The organism is Sinomonas flava (genome assembly GCF_039531875.1).
Lineage (GTDB): Bacteria > Actinomycetota > Actinomycetes > Actinomycetales > Micrococcaceae > Sinomonas > Sinomonas flava.
The window spans coordinates 112628-134966 of record NZ_BAAAQW010000001.1; the positions used below are offsets into that span (position 1 = coordinate 112628).

Sequence of the window (22339 nt, forward strand, 5' to 3'; positions counted from 1 at the left end):
AGCGATGAGCGAGACGTTCCGCACCAACCTCCTCGGCCCCGAGCCCACGAGGCTTCCCGCCGAGGACGAGGTCTACCAAGGACTCGCCCTCGGCCAGCCGGCCCTCGACCTGGTGGCCAGGCATCCCGAGTCGTCCCTCCTGTGGGCGATCCTCGCGGAGGAGGCCTGGGACGAGGGCCGCACGATCGAGTCGTACGCCTTCGCCCGAGTCGGCTACCACCGCGGCCTCGACGCTCTGCGCCGCAGCGGCTGGCGCGGCGCGGGCCCCGTTCCGTGGGAGCACGAGCCGAACCGCGGGTTCCTCCGCGCGCTCTACGCGCTCGGACGGGCCGCCTCCGCGATCGGCGAAGAGGGCGAGCCCGAGCGGATTGCTGCCTTCCTCGAGGGCTCCGACCCCACGGCGAAAGCCGCGATCGAGGGTGCCGGCAGCTAGGGCACACAACGGACGACGGCGCGTGGCCGGCTCCCCGAAGGAAGCCGGCCACGCGCTTTTCATACGCAGGCTGCTAGGCCACCGGAGCCGGAGCAGCCACGGCGGCGGCACGACGCCGGGAGTCGCGGACGGCGACGACGCCCAGGAGCACGGCGGAGATGAGCGCCGCTCCGCCGAAGAGGAGGAAGTTCATCGACGGGGGAACCGTCTTGCTGGCCAGCATGAGCCCGGAGAGCTGCGGTGCGAGCACGGCGCCGATGCGGCCCACGCCGAGGGCCCAGCCGAGAGCGGTGCCGCGCAGCGCGCTCGGGTAGTGCGAAGCGATCGCGCCGATGACGAGTGACTGGGTGCCGTGGGTCCCGACGCCGGCGATGACGAGGGCCGCGTAGACAAAGGCCGTGTTCGATGCCGGCATCACGAGGAGCGCGACGAGCGCTGCGCCTGCGAGGAACGCTGCGACCACCGAGACCTTCACCGTGCCGAACTTGTCACCGGCCCACGCCGTGATGATCGACCCGGCGACGGCGCCGAGGTTGAGCGCGATGGTGAAGGTCAGCGCCGGACCGAGATCGGAGCCGGAATCGCGCATGATCTTGGGCAGCTGCGTCCCCAGGCCGTACCAGGCGAACAGGGTGAAGAGCGTCGACGCCGCGAACAGGACCGAGAGGAACGCGAAGCCGCTGCCGAAGAGACCGCGGAAGCCGCTGCGCGGCGTCGTGCGCTCTGCGGACGGTGCGGACGAAGCGGCGGGGGAGGCGCCGGCCTCGTGCGCGGACGAGCCGAGGGTCTCGGGGAAGTACTTGAGGCCCAGCGGAACGAACACCGCAAGCGGGATGATCGCCACGAGGAACATCGACGACCATCCGAAGGACGGGACCATCCAGAGGCCGAGCAGGGCCGCAGCGGTGCCGCCGATCGGAACGCCCGACATCATGAGGGTGGCCATCGAGCCACGCCACTTCGAGGGGATGAGCTCCGCCGCCATCGCGTTCGCGGAGGGGACGAGGCCGCCGAGCCCGAGGCCGGCGACGAGTCGCAGCGCGGCGAAGACGGCGGCGTTGGGGGCGAACGCGCACAGGACCGTCGCGACGGAGAAGATGACGGTGCACAGGACGATGGCCTTCCGGCGTCCCCATGTGTCCGACAGCCGGCCGGCGAAGACCGCGCCGACCATCATGCCGATGAACGCCATCGAGCCGATCGTGCCGGCGGAGGCGGCGTTGAGGCCCCAGCCGGTGGACTCGATGAGGTTGTTCTGGACGGTGCCGTAGACGATGAGGTCATAGCCGTCGAAGACGACCATGGCCCAGCAGATGATGACGGCGATGACGGCATTGCCTCGCCGGGGCGATGAGCCGGGACGGGTCTGGCCGGCCTCGTTGCCGGACGCGGGAGTGGTAACGCTAGAGGACATGCATCTCAGGATGGGGTGCCGTGTCTCACACAGGCCATAGAATTCTGTTGTGCAGAAGTTCCAGATCGTCAAGAAGCCTGCCTACGCGATCGAGTCCGTGGACAACGCCCTCCAGCTCATCCTCCTGCTGCAGGAGAGCGGGGCCATCCGAGTCAACGAGGCGGCCGAGCGGCTGGGCGTGGCGCCGTCGACCGCGCACAGGCTCCTCGCGACGCTCGTCTACCGCGGCTTCGCGGCGCAGGACGAAGCGCGGCGCTACACCGCCGGCCCCGTGCTCTCGGGCGCGTCGCGGCATGGGCGGCTCCAGGAGGTGGTCGCCCTGGCGGCGCCGCATCTCGAAGAGCTCGCCGCGACGGTGGGGGAGACCGTCAACATCATGGTCAGATTCGGCACGAGCGTGCGGTTCCTGATGAGCGCGGAGTCGCGCCAGCTGCTGCGCGTGGGCGACCGGACAGGCACGGTGCTGCCGGCCAACCTCTCCTCCGGCGGCAAGGCGATGCTCGCGACGCTCGACCTCGGGACCCTGCGCCAGCTGTACATGGGCCGGGGTGCGCGGATGTCCGGCGAACAGCTCGGGGAAGACGCGTTCCGTGCGCTCGAGGCGGAGCTCGCGACCGTGCGCGAGACGGGTGTTGCCGTCAACATCGGCCGCACCGAGGCGGACATCGCGGCGATGGGCGCCGCCGTCCTCCAGTACGACGCCGGAGGGTCGCCGCGCCGTGCGTGGCTCGGGCTCTCGATCAGCACGCCACGCTCCCGCGCCTCGGTGCTCGAGGAGCCCGCGACGCGCGACGCCCTCCGTGCGTGCTGCGCCGCCGTGGCGGCTGCCCTGAACGAGGCCGGCATCACCGAGCCGCGCTAAGTTCTGCTGACTGGAACGAGTGGGCTGCCGCGGAGCTACTTGGCGCAGGCCTCTGGATCGGCGTCGGTGCCGGGGAAGAGGACGACCTGGCCGTCGCGGACCTCGACCCTGTGGGTGCGCGTGTCCTCGGTCGCGGGGAGGCAGGTCACCTTGCCCGTGCGCAGGTTGAAGCTCGACGAATGGAGCGGGCACTCGACCTCCTCGCCCTCGATCCAGCCCTCCGCCAGGGAGGCCTCCTCGTGGGTGCACGTGTCGTTGAGCGCGAAGAAGCAGCCCGTGTCCGCGTGGAAGACGGCGATCGCCTCGCTGAAGCCCGACTCCTCAGGTTCCACGACCTTGGCGGTGCCCTCTTCGATCTCATCGGTGCCGCCGACCACGATTCCTTCGCTCATGCGCCCAACTCTATCGAGCAGGCTCTCCGGGCGACGAGGGCGACGCCCCGGGGGAGTTTTGGCAAAGCTGTTGACTTCAGACATTTGAAGCCGTTCCATTGAGTAAATCAGAAATGTCTCAGATCACAGTGCAGTGTTCTGGACATCACAGATCCTCATCGCAGGTTTCTGGTCATCACCGTCAAGGAGTCCCATGCACCCGCTCGCCGTCGACCCGGGGTCCACCGACATCACACCGGTGTCCTTCCACCCGCTCCTGTGGATCGCCGCAGCGGGCGTCTTCGCCGTGATCATCCTCCAGTCGGTGATCTACCTGCGGGCCATCCGCAAGGCGGCACCCGAGGCCAACCTGACGAACGCCCAGGTGACCGGGTCCGTCCGCCGCGGCGCCATCGCGGCGATCGGACCGTCCCTCGCGGTTGCACTCGTGGCGATCTCTCTCCTGCCGCTCTTCTCGACGCCCGCGGTCCTCACCCGCATCGGCCTCGTGGGATCGGCCGCGTTCGACGTCGCCGCGGCAGGCATCGCCGCCGGCAGCCAGCACGCCCAGCTCGGCGGCCCGACCTACACCCAGAAGGTCTTCGCGATCGGCTTCGCGGCCATGACCCTCGGCGGCCTGGTCTGGATGCTCACCGCCCTCGTCCTCACGCCGGTCCTGTCGAAGGGCGACAAGACGCTGCGCAAGGTCAACCCGGCCGTCATGACGATCGTGCCCGCCGCCGCGCTCCTCGGCGCCTTCTTCTCGCTGGCACTCGCCGAGACGGTCAAGTCCCCGATCCACATCGTCACGCTCCTGTCCTCAGCGGGAGTCATGGGGCTCTGCCTCCTCGGGGCCAAGTACTTCAAGAAGCCGTGGCTGCGCGAATGGGGTCTCGGGATCGCGATCCTCGTCGCCCTCGTCATCGCCTACCTCGTGACCGCCAAGTAAGAGCCAGGAGAGAACCATGTCCACCCAGACCAACACCCGGCTCAGCGGGCTCGCCCAGTTCGACCGCACCACGTCCATCTGGGGTCCGATCACCCTCGGCCTCGGCTTCCTCATCTCCCTCGGCGCTGCGCTCTTCGCCGCGTTCGGCACCGGCCTCGGCATCACGGGCGGCGAACTGTGGACGGCTGTCGGCCTTGTCGTCGCGACGTTCGGCGTGATCGCCGTCATCGAGCCCATCTCGTACTACCCCGTCCTCGGCCGATCGGCCATGTACCAGGCCTTCATGATCGGCAACATCGCCAACAAGCTCCTGCCCTCCGCCCTCGTGGCACAGGCAGACCTCGACGAGAAGCCCGGCACGCGACGGGCCGAGCTCATCGCCGGAGCCGCCATCATCGGGGCAGCGTTCATCCACATCGTCACCCTCGTGATCCTCGTCGGGGTCCTCGGCACGTGGCTCGTGGGCGTCCTCCCGCCGGGCCTGGTTGCGGTCGCCCGTCTCTACATCCTCCCCGCGGTCTTCGGCGCGGTCACTGTGCAGGCCGTGGTCACGATGAAGAACATGCGGATCACCATCGTCGCAGCGGTCGTCGCCGCGCTCATCACCTACGTGCTCATCCCGCTGGTTCCGGCCCTGAGCTTCTACGGGACCCTCCTGGCCGTGGCCGCGACGATCATCCTCGCGTGGTTTGCCCGCTCCCGCGCCGCCGACGGTCGGCCCTCCGCTGCAGCGTCGTCCGTCGGGCACTGACGCCAGCCCCACCGCGCCAGCACCACCGCGCCTGTGCCGCGCACCGACTTCAAGCAGAGAGGAAACACCATGACCGAGGCGACCACTGTTGCCCTGACCTCCACGATCGAGGTCCCGGAAGCGTTCATCGAGGAGCACATCGCGCTGTACAAGGCCTTCCACCGCGCGCCTGAGCTCTCCTCGGCCGAGCACCGGACCGCCGAGTCGATCGAGGACCGGCTCACCGCGCTCGGGATCGAGCACTTCCGCTGCGGGAGCACCGGCGTCGTCGGGATCCTGCGCAACGGCGACGGCCCCGTGGTCGGATTCCGCGCCGACACGGACGGCCTGCCGATCGCCGAGGAGACCGGCCTCGAGTATGCGAGCACCGCCACCGGCACCCTGCCGGACGGGAGCGAAGCGCCGGTCATGCACGGCTGCGGCCATGACACCCACATCACCGCGGCGCTCGCCGCCGCCCAGTACCTCACGGAACGCCCCGACGAGTGGGCCGGAACCCTCGTGCTGATCTTCCAGCCCGGCGAGGAGACCGCATGGGGCGCCAAGGAAATGGTCGACGACGGGCTGTGGGACCGCGCGCCGCGGCCCGAGATCGTGCTCGCCCAGCACGTCATGCCGCAGGAGGCAGGGACGTTCTGGCTCCGGGGAGGCAACATGGCCAGCCTCGCCGACTCGTGGCGGGTCACGGTGCGCGGCCGCCAGGCGCACGGCTCCCAGCCGGAGAAGTCGCTCGATCCGATCGTCGCCGCGTCCTCGATGGTGCTGCGCCTCCAGACCATCGTCTCGCGGGAGCTCCCGCCGACCACGCCCGCCGTCGTCACCGTCGGCACCTTCCATGCCGGGCTGAAGGAGAACATCATCCCGGAGACCGCCGAATTCAGCCTCAATGTGCGCACTCCGGACGAGGACACCCGCGAGCGGGTCCTGTCCGCGATCCGGCGCATCATCTCCGGTGAGGCACTCGCCTCGGGCATCGACGAGCCGGCAATCGTGGAGATCAACAAGTTCCCGCGCCTGTTCAACGACGAGGAGCACGCCGCCCGCGTGGCCGCCGCGCTGCGCGCCGGCTTCGGCAAGGACGCCGTGAAGGAGCAGCCCATCGGCATGGGCTCCGAGGACGCGGGCTGGCTCAGTGACGCCATCGGCGTGCCCGGCGTCTTCTGGTCCTTCGGGGCCTTCCCCGCGGACGAGTTCACCGACGGCCGCACCCCGGCCGGGAACCACTCGCCGCAGTTCGCCCCGGATGCCGAGCTCGCGGTCGTCAACGGCACCGGCGCCGCACTCACCGGTCTGCTCGCCTACCTCGGACGGTAGCCCCACCCCACCGGGGCGCACGACGGCGCCANCCCCCCCCACTCCCGCTTCCTGACAGGATGGGGCCATGCTCGACGACCTCGACCGACAGATAGTGGCGGCACTCATCCGCAACGGCAGGGCGCCATGGCGGCTGGTCGCCGAGGTCCTCGGCCAGCAGGAGCGGACCGTTGCCCGCCGGGGGAACCGCCTGCTGGCATCCGGCGTCGTGCGGGTCCAGTCCTTCCCGAACCCGGCCGCGCTGGCGCCTGTGGACCTCTACATGCTCCGGGTGGCGGCGGCGCCTGGAGCGCTGCGGGGCGTCGGCGCGTGGCTCGCGGACCGCCCCGAGACCCACTGGGTCAGCGCCCTCGCCGGCGCCAGCGAGTGCATCGTGGAGCTCTTCGCGGGGCAGGAGGAGATCGGGCCGCTGCTGTACCGCGACCTCGCCGCGCTGGAAGGTGTGCGGGACGTCTCCCTGGAGCCCATCTTCGAGTACTACCGCACCGTCTCCGGCTGGCGTCCCGACCTGCTCACGCGTGAGCAGTATGACGCGCTCAGCCCTTCCGAGCTCCCCCAGTACGTCACGCTCTACGAGGATCTCGGCATGCCCCGCCTCGACGAGCCGAACCAGGCCCTCGTGAACCTCCTGAGGACCAACGGCCGGGCCACCATCGAGGAACTCGCCGCCGGCCTTTCCGTCTCGAAGGCGACCGCGAGCCGGCGGCTTGAGGCACTCATCGCCTCGGGGGGCGTGTACGTCCGCGCGGTATTGGACCCGTCCTCGATCGGCTACCCCTTCGAGGCTTTCCTGACCGTGCACACCTCCGCGGCGAGCCTTGACCAGACAGGCGCCTACGTCGCAGACCTGCCCAGCACCCGCTGGGCCGCGAACGTCTCGGGGCGCCTGCTCGTCCAGAGCGCGGTCCGCTCCGTCGTCGAGCTCCGCTCCGTCGTCGAGGACATCGAAGCGCAGCCGGGAGTCACCGGCGTGGACGTCTCGCTCTACGCGGAGATCTTCAAGCGCAGCACCGTCGCCTATGTGGACGGCCGGCTCCCGTCGCTGGACGCTGACTGACGGCTGATCCGCGACGGATCGGGTGCGGCAGGGGGCGCAGTGGACTCGCGCACCACGAGCTCCGTCGCGAGCTCGACCCGATGGGAGTCGAGCGGCTCCCCATGGGCCTGGCGCAGGACGGAGCGGAGTGCAGACCGCCCCATCTCCTGGAGCGGCTGCGAAACCGAGGTGAGCGCTGGCACCGAGTCCTCTGCCTGCGCCGTGCCGTCGAAGCCCACGAGGCTCAGGTCCTCGGGCACTCGGATGCCCTGACGGCGGGCCTCCCGCAGCACGCCGACGGCGATGCTGTCGCTTGCAGCGAAGATCGCTGTAGGCGGTTCGGAAAGGGACAGCAGCCGCTTGAGACCCTCGATGCCGTGCTCGCTGCGGAATTTTCCATGCACGATGCGCTCCGGCTTCACAGCGATTCCGTGGGACATGAGAACCGACATGTAGCCGTGCAGGCGGGCCTGGTTGCACTCTGCGCCTTCAGGGCCGCCGAGGTACCCGATCCTCTCGTGCCCCAGCGCCACCAGATGCTCTGCCGCGGCCTTGCCGCCGGCCCAGTTCGTGGCACCGACGCTCACCACGTCCGACGGCGGCGGGTTCTGCGGGTCGATGACGACGACCGGGATGCCGTGCCGGCGGAAGGCCGACAGCTGCGCCTCACTGAAGGCCGAGGTCACGACGATCAGGCCAGCCCGTCCCTGGTCGAGCATCCTCTGGGCGCGGCGCTCAGGGCCGAGCCCCGCGCCGGACGTCCCGCCGGTCACGCTCACCATCACCTCGACGCCTGCGACGGCGGCGTAGTCGAGGATCCCGGTGAGGACGTCCGTGGTGTAGGCCGACGTGAGCGCGTCGAAGGCCACTTCGACCACATCCGGTCCGGGCGCTGCAACCCGGCGCTGGCCCGGTGACGAATACCCCACCTTGGCGAGCGCGGCCAGGACCTTCTCCCTCGTCTCGGGAGCCACGTCACCACGGCCGTTGACCACCTTGGAGACGGTGGGCGCCGAGACCCCGGCGAGACGGGCGACTTCCGCCAGAGTGGACTTGGCCTTGGTCGCCGTCCTCGTCGCGGTTGCCATGGGCCTGCCCCAATCTTTCGAAAGTTTTCGTTGAGTCCAGTCTGGGAGGAGAAGGCCGCCGGGTCAACCGGCCTTTCGTATAGATCCTGAACTTTTTCCCTTCTTCCCGTTGACCGTGACACACGTCACCCCTTAGCGTGGCAATGCACGCCGAAAGTAATTCGAAACTTTTCGAAGCCTTGCGGTCAGTGAGGACCCTCGAGGATGAAACGGAAGACCATGAACATTCGGAAACTGCGCACGGCCGCAACGGCCCTCTCCGCCGGAGCACTTGCCCTGTCCCTCGCCGCATGCGGCTCGGCCGGCCCGGGCGGCGGATCGGCCGGCGCCGACGCCGCGACGATGTGGGGCCTCACGGGTGGCAACCAGGCCTCCCTGCAGAAGTCTGTGGACTCGTGGAACAAGGCGCACAGCAACGAGACCATCAAGCTCGACTTCTTCGCCAACGACGCTTACAAGACCAAGGTGCGCACGGCCGTCGGCGCCGGCCAGGGTCCCACCTTCATCTACGGCTGGGGCGGCGGCGTGCTGAAGTCCTACGTGGATGCCGGCCAGGTCGAGGACCTCACCGGCTTCCTCGACCAGAACCCGCAGGTGAGGGACCGCTACCTGCCTTCCGTGCTCAAGAACGGCCAGGTCAACGGCAAGACCTATGCCGTGCCGAACAACAACACGCAGCCGGTCGTCCTCTACTTCAACAAGGACGTGTTCGCGAAGGTGGGCGCGGAGCCGCCCAGGACGTGGGATGAGCTGATGGCCCTTGTGCCGAAGTTCAAGGACGCCGGGATCGCTCCCTTCTCCCTCGGCGGCCAGTCGAAGTGGCCTGACCTCATGTGGCTCGAGTACCTCGTCGAGCGCATCGGCGGCCCCCAGGTCTTCGCCGACATCGCAGCCAACAAGCCCAACGCCTGGTCGCACCCCGCAGTCACCGAAGCCCTCACCAAGATCCAGCAGCTCGTGGACGCAGGCGGCTTCGTCAACGGCTTCTCCTCCATTGCGGCGGACAGCAGCGCCGACCAGGCCCTGCTGTACACCGGCAAGGCGGCGATGATCCTCCAGGGCGGCTGGATCTACCAGGGCATGAAGAAGGACGCCGCCGACTTCGTCAAGAGCGGCAAGCTCGGCTTCACGGCCTTCCCGACGGTTTCGGGCGGCGCCGGGGACCCCAAGGACATCGTTGGCAACGCCTCCAACTTCTGGTCGGTGTCATCCAAGGCCACGGACGCACAGAAGAAGACTGCGCAAGACTACATCAAGGACGGCATGTTCAACGATGAGAACACCCAGGACCTCATCAACTCGGGCGCCGTCCCGGTGATCAAGGGGATCGAGAGCAAGCTCGAGGCCTCGCCCGACAAGGACTTCCTGACCTTCGTCTACGGCATGGCGAAGGAAGCGCCCAGCTTCACGCTCTCATGGGACCAGGCGCTGAGCCCGGCCCAGGGCGACGCGATGCTCTCCAATCTCGACCAGATCTTCCTGAAGAAGATCACCCCCGAGCAGTTCGTCTCGTCGATGAACGCAACGATCGGCAAATAGGAGCTCCACGTGGCTCTGACAACCACCGCCTCCCGACGGGCCCGTGAGAAGGGCCCGTCGGGGTGGCTGGCCGTTCCGGCCCTCGTGTTCTTCCTGGTCTTCGCCATCCTCCCGCTCATCGGAGTCCTCGCCCTGAGCTTCACCCGCTGGGACGGCCTGAGCGAGATCACGTTCGACGGCGTGTCCAGCTGGACCCGCGTCCTCACCGACGAGCTCACGCTGAACGCGCTCTGGGTGACGGCGAAGATCATGCTCTTCTCCTTCATCGTCCAGGCACCCATCAGCCTCCTGCTCGGCGTCTTCACGGCGGGCGTCCAGAAGTACCGCGCTGCCCTCGCGGTGCTCTACTTCGTGCCGCTCCTGCTCTCCTCGGCGGCAGTCGCCATCGCCTACAAGGCACTGCTCGACCCGAACTTCGGCGTCGGGCCCGGGTTTGGCATCCCCGCCCTCGCGCAGGACTGGCTGGGCAACTCGGACCTGGTCCTCTTCGTCGTCGTCTTCGTCATCGCGTGGCAGTTCGTGCCGTTCCACACGCTGATCTACCAGGGCGGTGTCCGGCAGATCCCCGTCTCGTTCTACGAGGCTGCGCAGATCGACGGCGCTGGGCGGGTGAAGCAGTTCCTCCACATCACCCTGCCGCAGCTGAAGTACACCATCATCACCTCCTCGACGCTGATGGTGCTCGGCTCCCTCGCGTACTTCGACCTCGTGTTCGTCCTCACGGCGGGTGGCCCCGGCTACTCGACCCGTCTCCTGCCCCTGCACATGTACCTGACCGGCTTCAAGGCCAATGACATGGGGGCGGCCAGCGCCCTGGGCGTCATCCTCGTCGTCATCGGACTGGCCCTGGCGCTGCTCCTGCAGCGCCTCGGGGGCAAGAACGCCAATGCGAGCCAATTGGAAGGTGCCTGATGGCTTCTACCACCCAACTCCCTGTCCCCCCGGTGGCGCCCGCGCGGCGTCGTGAGCGCGCAGCCACTCCCATCAAGGGCCCTGGCAGGTCCCGGCCCAACCTCCTCGGCGGGCTCGGCGGATGGATCTGGCTCGCGATCATCATCCTGCCCATCTACTACGTGGTGATCACGAGCCTGAAGGACCAGGCCGGCTTCTTCACCACCAACCCGATGGCCCCGCCCTCCGAGCCGACCCTGGCGAACTACCAGCTGGTGCTCGAGAACAACTTCGTCCAGTACTTTGCCAACAGCCTCATCGTGACCATCGGCAGTGTCGTCCCGACCCTGTTCGTCTCGTTCATGGCCGCCTACGCGATCGTGCGGGGCAGGGGCCTGTTCCTGAACATCACGAACAAGCTGTTCCTGCTGGGCCTGGCCATCCCACTGCACGCCACGATCATCCCGATCTACTGGATGATCACGAGAGCCCACATGTACGACACCCTGCTGGCGCTCATGCTGCCCTCGATCGCCTTCGCCATCCCGATCTCGGTCCTGATCCTCGCGAACTTCATGCGGGACGTCCCGAACGAGCTGTTCGAATCGATGCGGCTCGACGGGTGCAGCGACTGGACGATGATGTGGCGGCTCGCGTTCCCACTGGTGAAGCCCGCAGTGGTGACGGTGGGCATCTACGACGCGCTCCACGTGTGGAACGGCTTCCTCTTCCCGCTCATCCTGACCCAGAGCCCCTCCACGCGGGTCCTGCCCCTGTCCCTGTGGACCTTCCAGGGTGAGTTCACGGCCAACATCCCGGCCGTGCTGGCCTCGGTGGTTCTCGCGACGCTCCCGCTCCTGGTCCTCTATGTCGTTGCCCGCCGCCAGCTGCTCAGTGGCCTCACGGCTGGATTCAGCAAGTGAGCGGGCTGCCGAGGCCCCTGCGCGTGGGGATGGTGGGCTATGCCTTCATGGGTGCGGCCCACTCGCAGGCATGGCGGACTGCACCACGGTTCTTCGACCTCCCGATGGCCCCCGCGATGGCTGCGGTGGCTGGGCGTGACCCGGCCCGGGTCGCGGAAGCCGCGGAGAAGCTCGGCTGGCAGTCTGCCGAGACCGACTGGCGCCGACTGATCGAGCGCGACGACATCGACCTCGTCGACATCTGCAGCCCTGGCGACACCCATGAGGAGATCGCGATCGCCGCGCTCGAGGCCGGCAAGCACGTCCTGTGCGAGAAGCCGCTTGCGAACTCGGTGGCGGAGGCGGAACGGATGACGGCGGCTGCGGACGCCGCCGCATCCCGCGGGGTCTTCGCAATGTGCGGGTTCTCCTACCGCCGCACCCCCGCCCTCTCTCTCGCCAAGAGGCTGGTGGACGAGGGGGCGTTGGGCCCTCTCCGCCACGTACGCGCCCAGTATCTGCAGGACTGGCTCACGGACGAGAACGCGCCGCTGACGTGGCGGCTCGACAAATCGAAGTCCGGCTCGGGCTCGCTCGGAGACATCGGCGCCCACGTCATCGACGCCGCGCAGTGGATTTCCGGGCAGAACATCACCGGGGTCTCGGCGCTGCTGGAGACGTTCGTCAAGGAGCGGCCGGTGGGCGGCGACTTCGTCGGGCTGGGCGGACACGGCGGCGCCGAGGGCCCGAAGGGTGCAGTGACGGTCGACGATGCCGCAGTCTTCAGCGCCCGGTTCGACGGCGGCGCCCGTTCAGCAGGGGGTGCCGGACCGTCGGGCCCGATCGGCGTCTTCGAGGCGACGAGGTTCGCCCTCGGCCGGAAGAACGCGATGCGGCTCGAGCTCAACGGCTCGAAGGCCTCGCTCGCGTTCGACTTCGAGGACATGAACTCCCTGTGGTTCTACGACGCAGCCGACGAGCCGAACGCCGGGTTCCGGAAGATCCAGGTCACCGAGCCCGAGCATCCGTACACCGGGCACTGGTGGCCTGTGGGCCACGGCCTCGGCTACGAGCACGCGTTCACCCATCAGGCGGTGGACCTCATTGAGGCGATCGCGGCAGGGAAGCAGCCCGCGCCGTCGTTCGCCGACGCGCTCCAGGTCCAGCGCGTCCTGGAAGCCGTCGAAGCGAGCGCCGCGGACGAGAGCCGCTGGACCAAGGTGGAAGGAGCCTGACCATGGCACGACCGATCACGCTGTTCACCGGCCAATGGGCCGACCTGCCGTTCGAGGAAGTCGCGCGGCTTGCGGGGGAGTGGGGGTTCGACGGGCTCGAGATCGCCTGCTGGGGTGACCATCTCGACCCCGTGCGTGCCGCTGAGGACGACGCATACCTGCAGGGCCGGCTCGACATCCTCGAGAAGCACGAGCTGCGGGTCTTCGCCATTGCGAACCACCTCACCGGCCAGGCCGTGTGCGACGACCCCATCGACGAGCGGCATCGCGGAATCCTCCCCGACGATGTGTGGGGCGACGGAGACCCGGAAGGCGTGCGCCAGCGCGCGGCGGAGGCCATGAAGGCCACCGCGCGCGCTGCTGCCCGCCTCGGGGTCGAGACCGTCACCGGGTTCACGGGATCCTCGATCTGGAAGGCCGTGGCGATGTTCCCGCCCGTTCCGGACGGAATGATCGAGGCTGGGTACCAGGACTTCGCCGACCGGTGGAACCCCATCATGGACGTCTTCGATGAGGTCGGCGTCAGATTCGCCCTCGAGGTGCACCCGTCCGAGATCGCGTACGACTACTGGACTGCCAGGCGCACGCTCGAGGCCATCGGTCACCGGGAGTCCTTCGGACTCAACTTCGATCCCTCGCACTTCATCTGGCAGGACCTCGATCCGGTCATGTTCCTGCAGGACTTCGGCGAGAAGATCTTCCACGTCCACGTCAAGGAGTCCGTCCGCCAGCTCAACGGCCGCAACGGCCGGCTCGGCTCTCATCTGGCGTGGGCGGACCCCCGCCGCGGGTGGGACTTTGTCACCGCCGGCCACGGGCACGTGCAGTGGGAGCCGATCTTCCGCACCCTCAACGCCATCGGGTACGAGGGGCCGACGAGCATCGAATGGGAAGACGCCGGCATGGACCGCCTCGTCGGGGCGCCGCAGGCACTGGCCCTGGTGCGCGGCCTGGCCGAGATCGCCCCGCCCGCGGCGGCATTCGACGCCGCCTTCAGCAGCAAAGGAAACCACTAGATGACCACCAAGAACGCGCTCGTGGTGCGCGGAGGCTGGGACGGGCACCAGCCCGTCGAGGCCACGGACCTCTTCATCCCGCACCTGAAGTCGAACGGCTACGAGGTGCGGATCGAGGAATCACCCAAGGTCTACGCCGATGTCGAGTACATGGCCACCGTCGACCTCGTGATGCAGTGCATGACGATGTCCACGATCGAGAAGGACGAGTTCGAGGGCCTCCGGGCCGCCGTCGAGAACGGGACCGGTCTGGCTGGCTGGCACGGGGGAATCGCAGACTCGTACCGCAACACCTCCGACTACCTGCACCTGATCGGCGGCCAGTTCGCCTGCCACCCGGGAAAGCACCCCGACGAGCGTACCGGCGAGCAGGCAGACAACTACGTTCCCTACACCGTCAACATGCTCCCGGCAGCCAGCGACCATCCGATCACCCGCGGCATCTCGGACTTCGACCTCGTGACCGAGCAGTACTGGGTCCTCGCCGACGACTACATCGACGTCCTCGCCACGACCACCCAGAAGGTCCGCGCGTGGGACCCGTGGCACCGCGAGGTCACGTCACCCGCCATCTGGACGCGCGAGTGGGGGGACGGGCGCATCTTCGTCTGCACGCCCGGCCACCGGGTCGAGGTCCTCCAGGACCCCAACGTCCGCACCATCATCGAAAGGGGCCTGCTGTGGGCAAGCCGGTAGGAACAGAAGGACCGGGCGCGGTCGGGACGCCGCTGAACATCGGCATCGTCGGCTGCGGGAAGATCGTGGGCCAGTATCTCGAAAGCTTCCGCCGGTTGCCGGACGTCCGGCTCGTCGCAGTGGCCGACATCGACGCCTCACGCGCGCAGGACGTGGCGCGGGAGTACGGAGACGGCGTGCGCGCCCTCGGTGTGGACGAGCTCCTCGCGGCCGGCGACGTGGACCTCGTCCTCAACCTCACGGTCCCGGCGGCCCACGCCGAGGTCGCGCTGGCCGCGATTGCTGCGGGCAAGCACGTGTACGGCGAGAAGCCGCTGGCGGCGACGACCCGGGAAGCCCGGGAGGTCTTGGAGGCCGCGCGGGAGGCGGGCGTTGTCGTAGGCTGCGCGCCCGACACCGTTCTCGGCACGGGAATCCAGACTGCCAGGAAGGCGATCGACGACGGCCTCATCGGCGAACCGGTCGCCGCCACCGCGACCATGGTCACCCCGGGCCACGAACGCTGGCATCCGAACCCCGATTTCTACTACGTGCCCGGCGGCGGCCCCCTGCTGGACATGGGTCCGTACTACGTGAGCGCCCTGGTCACACTGCTGGGACCGGTTGCCTCGGTGATCGGCGCGGCGAGCCACACCCGCGCGGAGCGCGTGATCGGCTCCGGCCAACGCGCTGGAGAGAGGATCCCCGTCACCACCGACACGCACGTCACGGGCGTCCTGGTGCACGAGTCCGGGGCACTGTCGACGCTCGTCATGAGCTTCGACGCCGTCAAGACCAAGTCGCCGAACATCGAGGTGCACGGGTCCCTGGGGACGCTCGCCGTGCCGGACCCGAACCACTTCGACGGCGACACGCAGCTGTTCAGGCTCGGCGGGGACGACTGGGAGACGCTCGATACCACTGCGGGCTACCTCGATTCAGGCCGTGGCTATGGCATCGCAGACCTCGCCCGAACCCTTGCGGGCGGGGCTGTCGAGGAGCCCCGGGCTGGGGGAACGCTTGCCTACCACGCGCTCGATGTCATGGAATCGCTGCTCGAGTCCGCCCGCACAGGGCGCGCGGTGCAGGTGACGAGCCGCGCAGAGCGGCCGCGCGCCGTCGTGCTGGAAGACCTGGCCGACCGGGCGCGTGAAGGCTCGCTCTCCGCATGAGCGGGGTGAGCGCCGCACTCCGTGCCGGTGACTATGCCGCCACCGTCACCGGCACGGCCGGCGCCCTCGCCTCCCTGACCTACCGGGGGAGTGACCTTGTGGTGCCCTTCGAGCCCGGTGCGCCGATCCCGGCCTTCCGTGGCATCGTCGCCGCCCCCTGGCCCAATCGCCTCGCCGACGGGCGGTACAGGGCGGGCGGTCGCGACCTCGCCGTCCCTGTCACCGAACCCGAGCGCGGCTGCGCCCTGCACGGCCTCGCCTTGGCGCGGGAGTGGGACCTCGTCGCGCACGACGGCGTCGCGGTCGCCTTCGCGCTCGACCTCGGCCCGAGCGAGGGCTACCCCTTCAGGCTGCGGCTCGAGGTGCGGTACGCGCTCAGCGCCGGCGGCCTGGACTGGTCCGTGCGGGCGGCGAATGTGGGGGAGGGGCGCGCGCCGTACGGCGTGTGCCCCCACCCCTATCTCGTGGCCGGACCCTCGCCGCTGGACTCGTGGGAGCTCCAGATCCCCGCGGAGGCCTTCCTCGAGGTCACCCCCGACAGGCTCCTGCCGCTCGGCACGCGCACCGTGGAGGGGCACGAGTTCGACTTTCGGGAGCCCCGCACCATCGGGCAGACAGAGATCGACCACGCCTTCACCCGCCTCCGCTTCGATCAGGGGGTGGCCAGGGCGGTCGTGCGGGATCCCTCGGGGAGCGGAGTCGTCATGGAGTGGGATGCCGGGTGCCCGTGGGTGCAGGTCCACACGGCGGACAGGCCTGCGCCCGCGCCGAGCCGTCTCGGAGTCGCCGTCGAGCCGATGACCTGCCCGCCCAACGCCTTCGCGAGCGGAACCGACCTCGTGTGGCTCGCGCCCGGCGAGGAGCACAGCGCGCGGTGGCGGATCCACGCACTCGAGGGGTGACGGTCTCCCTGACAGGATCGTCAGCCCAGGAGCACGTGCGGCGCTGCGAGGGCTCGCCGCACCGCAGCACCGGCCGCCCCCGTCACCGCGGCGGAGGCGCCGAGGTCGGAGAAGGTGACGTCGGCGACGCGGCCTGGCGCGAGGTCCTCGAGCGTCTCGTCGAGAGCGGGTCCGAGGACGTCGCGGAGCAGCCCGAAATGGCCTCCGAGGACTACCGCAGAGAGGTCCACGAGCCGTGCGGCGGCGACGACTGCTACCGCGAGCGCCTCGCCCGCGCGCTTGACCGCGTCGATCGCCCTGGCGTCCCCGGCGTCCAGGGACCTGGTCAGCGCAGCCAGCCGACCCGTCGTCGTGCTTCCACCGCCGGTGATGCCCGCGGCAGCGAGGATCGCCTCCTGTCCGGCCACGGTCTCGACGCACCCGCGGCCGCCGCAGGAGCAGCGGTGTCCACCGGGATCGACGACGACGTGGCCCACCTCGCCGGCATGGCCGCCGGCGCCCGTGAACAGCTGTGAGCCGATGACGAGGCCGCCTCCTACGCCCACTTCTCCCGAGAGGTAGAGGTAGGAGCCGAGCGCGCGTCCGCGCCCGTACCAGAGCTCGGCGAGGGCCGCGCTGTCCGCTTCGTTGGAGAGCTCGGCCGCGAATGGCGTTCCCGGTACGAGGTCCTCGAGGGCGTCGTCGAGGGGCAGATCTACCCATCCAAGGTTGGGTGCGGTGGCGACCGTGCCCGAGGTCGCGTCCACGATGCCGGGGACGGCCAGGCCTCCGCCCAGGAGCTCGACCCCGTCCGCCCTGGCGGCATCGCGGACGCGGGCGGCCAGGCCGTGGAGGTCGGCGAGGACGTCCCCCGGGGCCCGGCCCTGGTTGGAGGCCTCGACCGTCTCGTGGACGCGGAGCTGGCCCCTCAGGTCGAGGACGCCCACGGCCAGGTAGTCCACGTTGACCTCGGCGCCGAGCGCGCCGCGGCGCGGGTTCAGCGCGAGGCCCACGCCGGGCCGACCGCGCTCGCCGCCGCGGGTGACGCCGAGTTCCTCGAGGAGCCCGGTCTCGAGGAGGTCCGCCACGAGGCTGGAGACCGATGCCTTGGTCAGGCCGGTGGCGGCCGCGATCTCTGCTCTGCTCGCGACAGCATCCGGGCCGAGACGGCTCAGGACGAGGGCCAGGTTCCGACGCCGGACATCCCCCACCCGTCCGGGTGCGGGCGTGGCCTGAGACGTCATGGGTCCTCCCGAAGAAAAAGTGTTGACCACATCACATCATGGTCCATATAGTTCAGAATGAATACTAATTCACCCGTCCCCTTCACGAGGAGCTCCCCATGGCACTGGCGCCTACCCCTGAGAACAAGTTCACCTTCGGCCTCTGGACCGTGGGCTGGACGGGCAATGACCCGTTCGGCGTCCCGACCCGCAAGGAGCTCGATCCGGTCGAGGCGGTGCACCGGCTGGCCGAGCTCGGCGCGTACGGCATCACCTTCCACGACAACGACCTGGTCCCGTTCGGCGCCACCGCGGACGAGCGGGAGCTGATCCTCAAGCGCTTCCGCGCCGCCCTCGAGGAGACGGGCCTGAAGGTCCCCATGGTCACGACCAACCTGTTCAGCCACCCGGTGTTCAAGGACGGCGGGTTCACGTCCAACGACCGTTCGGTGCGCCGCTTCAGCCTTGCCAAGGTGCTGCGCAACATCGACCTCGCCGCCGAGCTCGGTGCCGAGACGTTCGTGATGTGGGGCGGCCGCGAGGGCTCCGAGTACGACGGGTCGAAGGACCTCGCCGCGGCGCTGGACCGGTACCGCGAGGGCGTGGACACGGCGGCGGCCTACATCAAGGAGAAGGGCTACGGGCTGCGCATCGCCCTCGAGCCCAAGCCGAACGAGCCGCGTGGGGACATCCTCCTCCCGACCGTGGGCCACGGCCTCGCGTTCATCGCACAGCTCGAGCACGGGGACATCGTGGGCCTGAACCCCGAGACGGGCCATGAGCAGATGGCCGGGCTGAACTTCACCCACGGCATCGCCCAGGCGCTGTGGGCCGGCAAGCTGTTCCACATCGACCTCAACGGCCAGCGTGGCATCAAGTACGACCAGGACCTCGTCTTCGGCCACGGCGACCTGACGAGCGCGTTCTTCACGGTCGACCTGCTCGAGAACGGCTTCCCGAACGGCGGTCCCCGCTACGAGGGCCCCCGCCACTTCGACTACAAGCCCTCCCGCACGGATGGGTACGACGGCGTGTGGGAGTCTGCGAAGGCGAACATGCGCATGTACCTGCTCCTGGCGGAGCGTGCGGCCGCGTTCCGCGCCGACGCCGAGGTCCAGGAGGCCCTCGCTGCCTCGGGCGTCTTCGAACTCGCCGAGCCCACGCTCGCGGCGGGGGAGACAACGGCGGACCTGCTCGCCGACGCCTCCGCTTACGACGAGTTCGACGCCGAGAAGGCCGCGGAGCGGTCGTACGCCCTCATCCGCCTCAACCAGCTCGCCCTCGAGCACCTCCTCGGGGCACGCTGACTCCATGGCCACGCTCGTCGCCGGAGTCGACAGCTCCACCCAGTCCTGCAAGGTCGTTGTCCGCGATGCCGAGACCGGAAGGCTCATGCGCTCCGGCTCGGCCCGCCACCCCGAGGGCACTGAGGTCCACCCCGACGCGTGGTGGGACTCCCTCCAGACCGCCGTGGCCGCCGCGGGCGGGCTCGACGACGTCGCCGCCGTCTCGGTCGCCGGCCAGCAGCACGGCATGGTGTGCCTCGACGCCTCCGGCCAGGTCGTCAGGCCCGCCCTGCTCTGGAACGACACCCGCTCCGCCGCTGCGGCGGAGGAGCTGGTCAAAGAGGCGGGCGACGGCGATACCTCCTCCGGCGCGCGGTTCTGGGCCGAGGCGATCGGCACCGTGCCGGTCGCCTCGATCACCGCGGCCAAGCTGCGGTGGCTGGCAGAGAACGAGCCTGAGAACGCGGCGCGCACGGCGGCAGTCTGCCTCCCGCACGACTGGCTCACCTGGCGCCTCGCCGGGCACGGGGCCGGGTCCGGGGCGGCAGGGCTCGCTGCCCTGGCCACGGACCGCTCGGATGCGTCGGGGACTGGGTACTGGTCGCCCGCCGCAGGCGACTACCTTCCGGAGGTGCTCGAGCAGGCTCTCGGCCGGGTTCCGGCGCTGCCGCGGGTGCTCGGCCCCCTCGAATCGGCGGGGACCGCACGCGTGCTCGCCCCGGGAGCCCTTCTGGGACCGGGGGCCGGGGACAATGCCGGGGCCGCTCTCGGGGTCGGAGCGGGGGTCGGCGACGTCGTGGTCTCGATCGGCACCTCGGGCACCGTCTTCGCCGTGGGCGGGCACGCGACGTCCGACGCGTCCGGGCTTGTCGCCGGCTTCGCCGACGCCACCGGGCACTACCTCCCGCTGGTCTGCACTCTCAACGCCTCGCGCGTGCTGGATGCGACGGCGGCGCTGCTCGGCGTCACGCTGCCCGAGCTGACCGAGTTGGCGCTCGCCGCCCCGTCCGGGGCGGACGGACTGACGCTCGTGCCGTACTTCGAGGGGGAGCGCACGCCGAACCTGCCGGACGCGATGGGCTCCCTGCACGGCATCACGCTGAAGAGCTACACGCCCGCGAACCTCGCACGGGCCGCCGTCGAAGGCATCATGTGCTCCCTCGCGGACGGGCTCGCGGCGCTGACGGCGCAGGGTGTCCAGGCTGAACGAGCCATCCTTGTCGGGGGAGGCGCACGATCGCGTGCCGTCCAGGAAGCAGCAGCCCAGATCCTCGGGCTCACCGTCCTCGTCCCCGAACCCGGAGAGTACGTGGCCGACGGCGCCGCACGCCAAGCCGCGGGAGTGCTCGGCGGGCAGCTCCCAGACTGGGAGACCCACCGCACGACGACGGTCACGTCGCCTCCCGATCCGCGTATCCTCGACCGGTACCGCACGGTCGTCTCGACGGCCTACCTTGGCGGGCGGGCATGAAGAACTGGGCCGGCAACCTCGACTATTCGGCTGCTTCCGTGGCTCGGCCCGAGTCCACGGCAGAGCTCGCCGAGCTTGTCGCAGCCGCCGCGCGCCGCGGGGACCGGGTCAAGGCCCTGGGCTCGCGGCACTGCTTCAACGATGTCGCCGACACCTCCGGCCTTCAGGTGGTGCTGGACAGGATGCCGGACGGGGTCGAGCTCGACTCGTCCCGCGCGACCGTCCGCGTGCCGGGAGGGCGCACCTATGGAGAGTTGGCGCTCGCACTCGAGCGCGGGGGATGGGCGCTGAAGAACATGGCGTCGCTCCCGCACATCTCCGTGGCCGGAGCGGTCCAGACGGGCACCCATGGCTCTGGGATGAGGAACCCGGGGCTGGCCTCAGCGGTGAAGGCCGTCGAGTTGGTGCGGGCGTCCGGGGACATCGGGCGCCTCGAGGAGGGCGATGGCGACGAGTACTTCGGCTCGGTGGTTGGGCTCGGCGCGCTGGGGATCGTGACGGCGCTCGAACTCGCGATCGAGCCCAGCTATCAGGTGCGCCAGCAGGTGTTCGAGGACTTGCCATGGGAAGCGGTGCTCGCAGACTACGATGCGGTGGCCGGGGACGGCTACAGCGTCTCGCTCTTCACGGACTACGCCGGCGACTGCGTGCAGCAGGTGTGGCGGAAGGTGCGCCTTGACGCTGAACCCGGCCCCGCGCCGTCGTCCTTCCATGGCGCGATGCCCGCCACTCGGCAGCGGCACCCCCTTCCGGAGATGGATGCGGCGAACTGCACTGAGCAGCTCGATGTGCCCGGGCCCTGGCTTGACCGCCTGCCTCATTTCCGGCACGAATTCACGCCGAGCGCTGGGGACGAACTCCAGACGGAGTACCTGCTGCCTCGGTCGCACGCTGCCGAGGCACTCCAGTCGGTGCGCGGCCTGGCTGAGAGGCTCGCTCCGCTCCTGTTCGTCTCAGAGGTCAGGACTGTCGCTTCGGACGAGTTCTGGCTCAGCCCCTCGTACCGTCAGGACAGCATCGCCCTGCACTTCACGTGGCGGCCGCTGCCTATGGAGGTCGAGGCGTTCCTTCCTGAACTCGAAGCTTCCCTGGCACCGTTCGGGGCGCGGCCCCATTGGGGGAAGGTGTTCGCACTGGGCTCTTCGCGGCTCAGGGGACTCTACCCGCGGTTCGACGACTTCCGGGACCTGGTCGCCACCCGCGATCCTGCGGGGCTGTTCCGCAACGCCTATCTGGACCGTACCTTGGGCGCCTGACCCGGTCCTCCTGGGGCCGACCTACGCCCAGAGCGCCTTGCGGAGCAGCGCCGTGAGCGTGCCGGCCTCGTCGTCCGTCAGCGCCGAGAGCTGCTGGCGCTCGCAGGCCCTGATCTCCGCCTGCGCCTTCGCATGCACCACTTCGCCCTCCGGGGTCGCGAGCACGATCTTCTGGCGCCTGTCCGTGCGTCCCTGCTCGCGCGTCACGAGGCCGCGCTTCTCGAGCTCGTCCACGAGGCTGACGATCTGGCTCGGGTCAAGGCTCAGGAAGTCCGCGAGCTCGCGCTGGGTCGGCTCGAGGCCGCTGCAGGCGAGGCGCAGCACTGAGTAGGAGCGCTCTCGCAGCCCGAACTCCGCCAGGGCGTGGTTGTTGAGCACGGACCCGGTCGCGTGCAGCTTGGCCAGCAGCAGGCCGACGTCGCCGCCGATGGCCGAGGAAGCGAGCCGCGGAGCGCCGTCGCCTTCAATCTGGAAGTCCACGCTCATGGGCATCTCCTACACTGTGCGAAAAATCTGGACGAAAAAATCAATCGTTGACATTCTCAATGATCCGTAATTTCATGGACTGTGACAA

Annotated in this window: 22 protein-coding genes; 17 read left to right on the forward strand and 5 right to left on the reverse strand. The window is 69.4% G+C overall.

What is annotated here, in order from left to right:
• The first annotated feature begins 4 nt into the window (after positions 1-4).
• Positions 5-433 carry a DUF3151 domain-containing protein gene (locus ABD298_RS00575; RefSeq protein ID WP_344297452.1) on the forward strand — a complete coding sequence of 143 codons (429 nt, stop codon included), beginning with the start codon at positions 5-7 and terminating at the stop codon, positions 431-433.
• 73 nt (positions 434-506) lie between these two features.
• Here the strand turns inward: ABD298_RS00575 and ABD298_RS00580 are convergent, their stop codons facing one another.
• The gene (locus ABD298_RS00580) at positions 507-1847 is read right to left on the reverse strand and encodes an MFS transporter (protein ID WP_344297454.1); all 1341 of its coding nucleotides are present in this window, start codon (positions 1845-1847) and stop codon (positions 507-509) included.
• Between the two features lie 49 nt (positions 1848-1896).
• Between ABD298_RS00580 and ABD298_RS00585 the strand changes: the two genes are divergently transcribed.
• Positions 1897-2709, forward strand: coding sequence for an IclR family transcriptional regulator (locus tag ABD298_RS00585; protein ID WP_344297456.1), 813 nt, complete (start codon positions 1897-1899; stop codon positions 2707-2709).
• Positions 2710-2744: 35 nt separating this feature from the next.
• On the opposite strand, the gene ABD298_RS00590 is transcribed toward ABD298_RS00585, so the two are convergent.
• Positions 2745-3101, reverse strand: a complete 357-nt coding sequence (locus ABD298_RS00590; RefSeq protein ID WP_344297458.1) for a non-heme iron oxygenase ferredoxin subunit — start codon at positions 3099-3101, stop codon at positions 2745-2747.
• 193 nt (positions 3102-3294) lie between these two features.
• Between ABD298_RS00590 and ABD298_RS00595 the strand changes: the two genes are divergently transcribed.
• From ABD298_RS00595 to ABD298_RS00610, 4 genes are all read left to right on the forward strand, one after another.
• Positions 3295-4029: a DUF5058 family protein gene (locus tag ABD298_RS00595; protein WP_344297460.1), complete on the forward strand. Its 735-nt coding sequence runs from the start codon at positions 3295-3297 to the stop codon at positions 4027-4029.
• A 16-nt stretch (positions 4030-4045) separates the two neighbouring features.
• Positions 4046-4780 (forward strand): hypothetical protein, encoded by a 735-nt coding sequence (locus ABD298_RS00600; RefSeq protein ID WP_344297462.1) that lies wholly within the window; start codon positions 4046-4048, stop codon positions 4778-4780.
• Between the two features lie 69 nt (positions 4781-4849).
• Positions 4850-6094, forward strand: a complete 1245-nt coding sequence (locus ABD298_RS00605; protein WP_344297464.1) for an amidohydrolase — start codon at positions 4850-4852, stop codon at positions 6092-6094.
• Positions 6095-6161: 67 nt separating this feature from the next.
• Positions 6162-7151: an Lrp/AsnC family transcriptional regulator gene (locus ABD298_RS00610; protein WP_344297466.1), complete on the forward strand. Its 990-nt coding sequence runs from the start codon at positions 6162-6164 to the stop codon at positions 7149-7151.
• Here ABD298_RS00610 and ABD298_RS00615 read toward each other — a convergent pair.
• The gene (locus tag ABD298_RS00615) at positions 7112-8218 is read right to left on the reverse strand and encodes a LacI family DNA-binding transcriptional regulator (protein ID WP_344297468.1); all 1107 of its coding nucleotides are present in this window, start codon (positions 8216-8218) and stop codon (positions 7112-7114) included. The two genes, ABD298_RS00610 and ABD298_RS00615, sit on opposite strands and share 40 nt — an antisense overlap.
• A gap of 219 nt (positions 8219-8437) precedes the next feature.
• On the opposite strand from ABD298_RS00615, the gene ABD298_RS00620 reads away from it, so the two are divergent.
• Genes ABD298_RS00620 through ABD298_RS00655 form a run of 8 tightly spaced genes read left to right on the forward strand, consistent with a single transcriptional unit; the run spans position 8438 to position 16550 of the window.
• Complete coding sequence (locus ABD298_RS00620; RefSeq protein ID WP_344297470.1) at positions 8438-9757, forward strand: extracellular solute-binding protein; 1320 nt, start codon at positions 8438-8440, stop codon at positions 9755-9757.
• A 9-nt stretch (positions 9758-9766) separates the two neighbouring features.
• The gene (locus ABD298_RS00625; RefSeq protein WP_344297472.1) at positions 9767-10669 is read left to right on the forward strand and encodes a carbohydrate ABC transporter permease; all 903 of its coding nucleotides are present in this window, start codon (positions 9767-9769) and stop codon (positions 10667-10669) included.
• Entirely contained in the window at positions 10669-11571 is a 903-nt protein-coding gene (locus ABD298_RS00630; protein ID WP_344297474.1) for a carbohydrate ABC transporter permease, read from the forward strand. Before ABD298_RS00625 ends, ABD298_RS00630 begins: the two co-directional genes overlap by 1 nt.
• A gap of 29 nt (positions 11572-11600) precedes the next feature.
• Positions 11601-12785 (forward strand): Gfo/Idh/MocA family protein, encoded by a 1185-nt coding sequence (locus ABD298_RS00635; RefSeq protein ID WP_344297577.1) that lies wholly within the window; start codon positions 11601-11603, stop codon positions 12783-12785.
• Between the two features lie 2 nt (positions 12786-12787).
• The gene (locus ABD298_RS00640) at positions 12788-13801 is read left to right on the forward strand and encodes a sugar phosphate isomerase/epimerase family protein (RefSeq protein WP_344297476.1); all 1014 of its coding nucleotides are present in this window, start codon (positions 12788-12790) and stop codon (positions 13799-13801) included.
• Positions 13802-14497, forward strand: coding sequence for a ThuA domain-containing protein (locus ABD298_RS00645; RefSeq protein WP_344297478.1), 696 nt, complete (start codon positions 13802-13804; stop codon positions 14495-14497).
• Positions 14482-15648, forward strand: coding sequence for a Gfo/Idh/MocA family protein (locus tag ABD298_RS00650; protein ID WP_344297480.1), 1167 nt, complete (start codon positions 14482-14484; stop codon positions 15646-15648). The genes ABD298_RS00645 and ABD298_RS00650 overlap by 16 nt, the downstream gene beginning before the upstream one ends.
• Complete coding sequence (locus ABD298_RS00655; RefSeq protein ID WP_344297482.1) at positions 15645-16550, forward strand: aldose 1-epimerase family protein; 906 nt, start codon at positions 15645-15647, stop codon at positions 16548-16550. Before ABD298_RS00650 ends, ABD298_RS00655 begins: the two co-directional genes overlap by 4 nt.
• A gap of 20 nt (positions 16551-16570) precedes the next feature.
• Here the strand turns inward: ABD298_RS00655 and ABD298_RS00660 are convergent, their stop codons facing one another.
• On the reverse strand, positions 16571-17773 hold the full coding sequence (locus ABD298_RS00660; protein WP_344297483.1) for an ROK family protein: 1203 nt from the start codon (positions 17771-17773) through the stop codon (positions 16571-16573).
• Positions 17774-17871: 98 nt separating this feature from the next.
• On the opposite strand from ABD298_RS00660, the gene xylA reads away from it, so the two are divergent.
• The 3 genes from xylA to ABD298_RS00675 are packed head-to-tail and all read left to right on the forward strand — an operon-like array spanning position 17872 to position 21765.
• The gene (xylA, locus tag ABD298_RS00665) at positions 17872-19059 is read left to right on the forward strand and encodes a xylose isomerase (protein ID WP_344297485.1); all 1188 of its coding nucleotides are present in this window, start codon (positions 17872-17874) and stop codon (positions 19057-19059) included.
• A 4-nt stretch (positions 19060-19063) separates the two neighbouring features.
• The gene (locus tag ABD298_RS00670) at positions 19064-20509 is read left to right on the forward strand and encodes a xylulokinase (RefSeq protein WP_344297487.1); all 1446 of its coding nucleotides are present in this window, start codon (positions 19064-19066) and stop codon (positions 20507-20509) included.
• Positions 20506-21765 (forward strand): D-arabinono-1,4-lactone oxidase, encoded by a 1260-nt coding sequence (locus tag ABD298_RS00675; RefSeq protein WP_344297489.1) that lies wholly within the window; start codon positions 20506-20508, stop codon positions 21763-21765. The genes ABD298_RS00670 and ABD298_RS00675 overlap by 4 nt, the downstream gene beginning before the upstream one ends.
• Before the next feature lie 21 nt (positions 21766-21786).
• On the opposite strand, the gene ABD298_RS00680 is transcribed toward ABD298_RS00675, so the two are convergent.
• Entirely contained in the window at positions 21787-22257 is a 471-nt protein-coding gene (locus ABD298_RS00680) for a MarR family winged helix-turn-helix transcriptional regulator (protein WP_369802266.1), read from the reverse strand.
• Between the last annotated feature and the right edge of the window lie 82 nt (positions 22258-22339).

Excerpts from the sequence above, each read along its gene's own strand:
- ABD298_RS00680 (WP_369802266.1), bottom strand. The coding sequence starts at position 22,257 with ATGCCCATGAGCGTGGACTTCCAGATTGAAGGCGACGGCGCTCCGCGG.
- ABD298_RS00605 (WP_344297464.1), top strand. The coding sequence starts at position 4,850 with ATGACCGAGGCGACCACTGTTGCCCTGACCTCCACGATCGAGGTCCCG.
- ABD298_RS00670 (WP_344297487.1), top strand. The coding sequence starts at position 19,064 with ATGGCCACGCTCGTCGCCGGAGTCGACAGCTCCACCCAGTCCTGCAAG.
- ABD298_RS00620 (WP_344297470.1), top strand. The coding sequence starts at position 8,438 with ATGAACATTCGGAAACTGCGCACGGCCGCAACGGCCCTCTCCGCCGGA.
- ABD298_RS00635 (WP_344297577.1), top strand. The coding sequence starts at position 11,601 with ATGGTGGGCTATGCCTTCATGGGTGCGGCCCACTCGCAGGCATGGCGG.
- ABD298_RS00590 (WP_344297458.1), bottom strand. The coding sequence starts at position 3,101 with ATGAGCGAAGGAATCGTGGTCGGCGGCACCGATGAGATCGAAGAGGGC.
- ABD298_RS00655 (WP_344297482.1), top strand. The coding sequence starts at position 15,645 with ATGAGCGGGGTGAGCGCCGCACTCCGTGCCGGTGACTATGCCGCCACC.
- ABD298_RS00580 (WP_344297454.1), bottom strand. The coding sequence starts at position 1,847 with ATGTCCTCTAGCGTTACCACTCCCGCGTCCGGCAACGAGGCCGGCCAG.
- ABD298_RS00595 (WP_344297460.1), top strand. The coding sequence starts at position 3,295 with ATGCACCCGCTCGCCGTCGACCCGGGGTCCACCGACATCACACCGGTG.
- ABD298_RS00675 (WP_344297489.1), top strand. The coding sequence starts at position 20,506 with ATGAAGAACTGGGCCGGCAACCTCGACTATTCGGCTGCTTCCGTGGCT.
- xylA (WP_344297485.1), top strand. The coding sequence starts at position 17,872 with ATGGCACTGGCGCCTACCCCTGAGAACAAGTTCACCTTCGGCCTCTGG.
- ABD298_RS00645 (WP_344297478.1), top strand. The coding sequence starts at position 13,802 with ATGACCACCAAGAACGCGCTCGTGGTGCGCGGAGGCTGGGACGGGCAC.
- ABD298_RS00615 (WP_344297468.1), bottom strand. The coding sequence starts at position 8,218 with ATGGCAACCGCGACGAGGACGGCGACCAAGGCCAAGTCCACTCTGGCG.
- ABD298_RS00610 (WP_344297466.1), top strand. The coding sequence starts at position 6,162 with ATGCTCGACGACCTCGACCGACAGATAGTGGCGGCACTCATCCGCAAC.
- ABD298_RS00660 (WP_344297483.1), bottom strand. The coding sequence starts at position 17,773 with ATGACGTCTCAGGCCACGCCCGCACCCGGACGGGTGGGGGATGTCCGG.
- ABD298_RS00600 (WP_344297462.1), top strand. The coding sequence starts at position 4,046 with ATGTCCACCCAGACCAACACCCGGCTCAGCGGGCTCGCCCAGTTCGAC.
- ABD298_RS00575 (WP_344297452.1), top strand. The coding sequence starts at position 5 with ATGAGCGAGACGTTCCGCACCAACCTCCTCGGCCCCGAGCCCACGAGG.
- ABD298_RS00630 (WP_344297474.1), top strand. The coding sequence starts at position 10,669 with ATGGCTTCTACCACCCAACTCCCTGTCCCCCCGGTGGCGCCCGCGCGG.
- ABD298_RS00640 (WP_344297476.1), top strand. The coding sequence starts at position 12,788 with ATGGCACGACCGATCACGCTGTTCACCGGCCAATGGGCCGACCTGCCG.